Origin of the sequence: Spongiibacter sp., assembly GCF_041602295.1 — a bacterium.
GTDB lineage: Bacteria > Pseudomonadota > Gammaproteobacteria > Pseudomonadales > Spongiibacteraceae > Spongiibacter.
This window is the reverse complement of the sequence record NZ_JBFIGO010000174.1, coordinates 1-3,269: the sequence shown is the minus strand read 5'-3', so window position 1 is coordinate 3,269 and position 3,269 is coordinate 1. Positions and strand designations below refer to the sequence as shown.

The window sequence follows — 3,269 nt, the reverse complement described above, 5'->3', positions numbered from 1 at the left end:
GGTTACAACAGCAGTACTGCGGCTGTGGGTTCACCGAATGGCTATTTGATTCAGCGCGGTTATGCCCATGTCTTTGTTGATGTGCGTGGTACTGGCAACTCCGAGGGTGTGTGGGAAGCCTGGGGGCCCGTTGAGCAGGAAGATTACGCCGAGGTCATGGACTGGGTGGCCAGCCAGCCCTGGTCCGATGGCAATGTCGGTACCTGGGGGCCGTCGTTTATGGCCATCACCCAGTTGCTGACCGCCCAGCACAACCACCCGGCCCACAAGGCGCTGTTTGCCATTGTGCCGCCGGGTGATGTCTATCGCGACATCACCTTTGCCGGCGGGCAGATCAACGGCGCTTTTGTACCGGCCTGGCTGGGCTTGGTGACGGGGCTGTCGCTGATTCCCGCGCGGGAAAGCTTTGAAGATCCGGCGCAGCTGCTAAGTGTTTTTGCCGAGCACACGGCCAATGCAGTGACGGAATTTCAGGCCAACACCTTGATTGGCGGCGCCACCGGCAGCGATGAAACCGCCTACGACAGCGAGTTTTGGCGGGTGCGCTCACCGCTGACCCATATCGACAAGGTGAGAGTGCCGACCTTTGTGGTGGGTGGCCTGCGCGATATTTTTCAGCGCAGCGAACCGATGACCTACGAGGGTATAAAAGATAACGCCAATGCCAAATTGCTGATCGGCCCCTGGGACCATTTGCAGGGCTCCACCCTGGCCGGTCTGCCCGCCGACGGTGTTCCCCACGGCGATGAAATTGCACTGGCCTGGTTTGATCATTATTTGAAGGGCATCGACAGCGGTGCCGAGCAGATGCCGGCGGTCACCCAATACGTTTATGGTGAAGAGCGCTATGTGGTGTTGCCGGACTGGCCCCACCCGCAACTGCGCCCCGAGCGCTGGTATTTGCGCGGTGACGGCAGTCTGACGCCACAGTCCGCAGCGCCCGATGAAGCGGCGAGCAATATACTCCAGCAGCCACTGGCGGGTGTCTGCTCGCAGAGCACCGCGCAGTGGTCGGCGGGTATTCTCGGGGTGATTCCGCTGCCCTGTTATGAAGACAACCGGCTGGCCGAGGCGCTGGAGGTAAGTTTTACCAGCGAGCCGATGACCGAAGATTATTTTATTAACGGGCCGATACAGGCCGATTTATATATTTCGACCACGGCCTTGGATGCGGCAGTGGTTGTCCGGGTCAGCGACGTTTCCCCCGACGGCGTGTCGCGACCACTGACCAGCGGCTTGCTCACTGCGTCGGCGCGGGCGGTCGACCCGCAGCAGTCGCGCTTTTTGGCCGCTGAGATGATTCAACCCTGGCACCTCTATACCCAAGAAAGTCGCGAGGCGCCGGGCATGAACGAGGTGGTGCCGATTAATGTCGAGATCTTTGCCACCAGCGCGGTAATTAAACAGGGTCACTCGCTGCGCATATCCGTCGGCGCCAGTGACTTCCCGCGCGGCATTCCGCCCGTCGCCGACCTGCTCGACCAGTTCGCCGGTGTGTTGACGGTGTACAGCGATGCCGAGCGCCCCTCCAGTGTGGTGCTGCCGATTGTGCCGATCAGCGCCCTGCCAGCGGCGGACTAAGCGCCATCCACAATGCGACCATCAGGCACAACCGCTGATGGTCGCCGCGCTTGTCGCATGGCGACACAGCTGGCACCGTTGAACAATCCCCCGTCCGGTCTTTGCGTCACTATTGCTGTAGATAATTCTAATAAGGAGTGACTATGGGAGTCCGCAAATCTTGGGCCGGCGCCCTGATCCTGACGCTGCTGCCCGCGGCGGCTTTGGCCGCGGAGGGCAAGTCGCGCGCGCAATTGGAAGAAGTGATTGTGACCGCCCAGAAGCAGCAGCAAAGTTTGCAGGATGTGCCGATTGCCGTGGCCGCGGTGGATGGCGCGAAGATACGCGATGCCGGCATTCAACGCATTGAAGAGCTGACCGCCTATGTGCCAAATTTCAAAATGGCGGTCACCGGGCAGGGTAACGCCGTGTATATTCGCGGCGTCGGCTCGGGTGACAACCGCGGTTTTGAGCAGTCAGTCGGTATGTTTATCGACGGCATTTACGCCGGTCGTGGTCAGCAGTTTCAATCGCCCTTTCTCGATATTGCCCTGGTCGAAGTACTGAAAGGACCGCAGGGCACCCTGTTTGGCAAAAACACCATCGCCGGGGCGGTGAATATCAGCACCGCCAAGCCGGCGGACGAATTTTCCGGTGAGTTTGCCGCACAGCACAACCCGGAAATCGGCGCCGAAGAAGTCACCGCCATATTGAATGTGCCGCTGGGTGATGCCTTCGCCGTGCGGGCCGCCTATAAGCGCTTGACCGAAGACGGCTATGTGCACAATTTTATTCTCGACCAGGACGAGACCGAGCGCGCCGAGGAAGTGCTGCGCCTGGCGCTGCGCTGGCGAGCCAGTGATAAGCTGGACGTGAATTTCAAGGTCGAGAAATCCGACTTCGGCCAAATCGGCAGCACCCACCAGTTGGTCGACAACACGGGCACCTTTGCCCTGTATCCGTCCAATTTTGGCCTGCCAGTCAATGCTCTGGTGCCGCTGTACTCGGTTAATTTGGAAGATGAAATCGACCCCCGTGAAGACGGCCGCCTAGATCGCCGCAAATCCGACCGCCAGTTCGACTGGCAGCCGGCGGTGACGCAGAACAACAGCGAGTCAGCGGTGTTGACCCTGGATTATGCCCTCAGTGACACCCTGACCCTGACCAGTGTCACCGGCTATTCGCAGTTTGATTTTCACTTCAACCTCGATGCCGATTTCACCGACCTGCAGTTTATCGGCACCGAAAATACCGAGGACTTCGTCCAGCTGAGTCAGGAGTTTCGCATTGCCGGCAGCGTCGGCGAATATGTCGATTTTATCGGCGGTATCTACGCGCACCAGCAACAGCTGAACAGCACCCTGTGGCTGAACCTCGACTTTCAGGCCCTCGGTGTGCCCAGCTCGATTCCGCTGCCGGGCACCACCATCTCGCTGCCCAGTCAGCTGGCCACCTTTACCGAGTTCGAACAGGACACCGACAGCGTGGCGGTGTTTGCCCAGGCCACCTGGAATATTCTCGAATCGCTCAGCGCCACGCTGGGTTTGCGCTGGGGGCAGGATGAGAAGCAGGCGCATAAATATCTGGATATCGCCGAGTTTCGCAGCAAGCAGCGCACGCCCAACCCCAGCTACGCCATTCTCGCCGGGGCGCTAAACAACTCGGAAAATCACGATATTCGCAACGCCAGAAAGGTCGACAATGTGTCG

General features: G+C 59.6%; 2 protein-coding genes. Both read left to right on the top strand.

Annotated features, from left to right (window positions below; genetic code table 11):
* On the top strand, positions 1-1,581 hold a 1,581-nt coding region (locus ABYM29_RS15305), incomplete at its 5' end, for a CocE/NonD family hydrolase (protein WP_372865660.1).
* Between the two features lie 143 nt (positions 1,582-1,724).
* The coding region (locus ABYM29_RS15300; RefSeq protein ID WP_372865659.1) for a TonB-dependent receptor at positions 1,725-3,269 on the top strand (1,545 nt) is incomplete at its 3' end.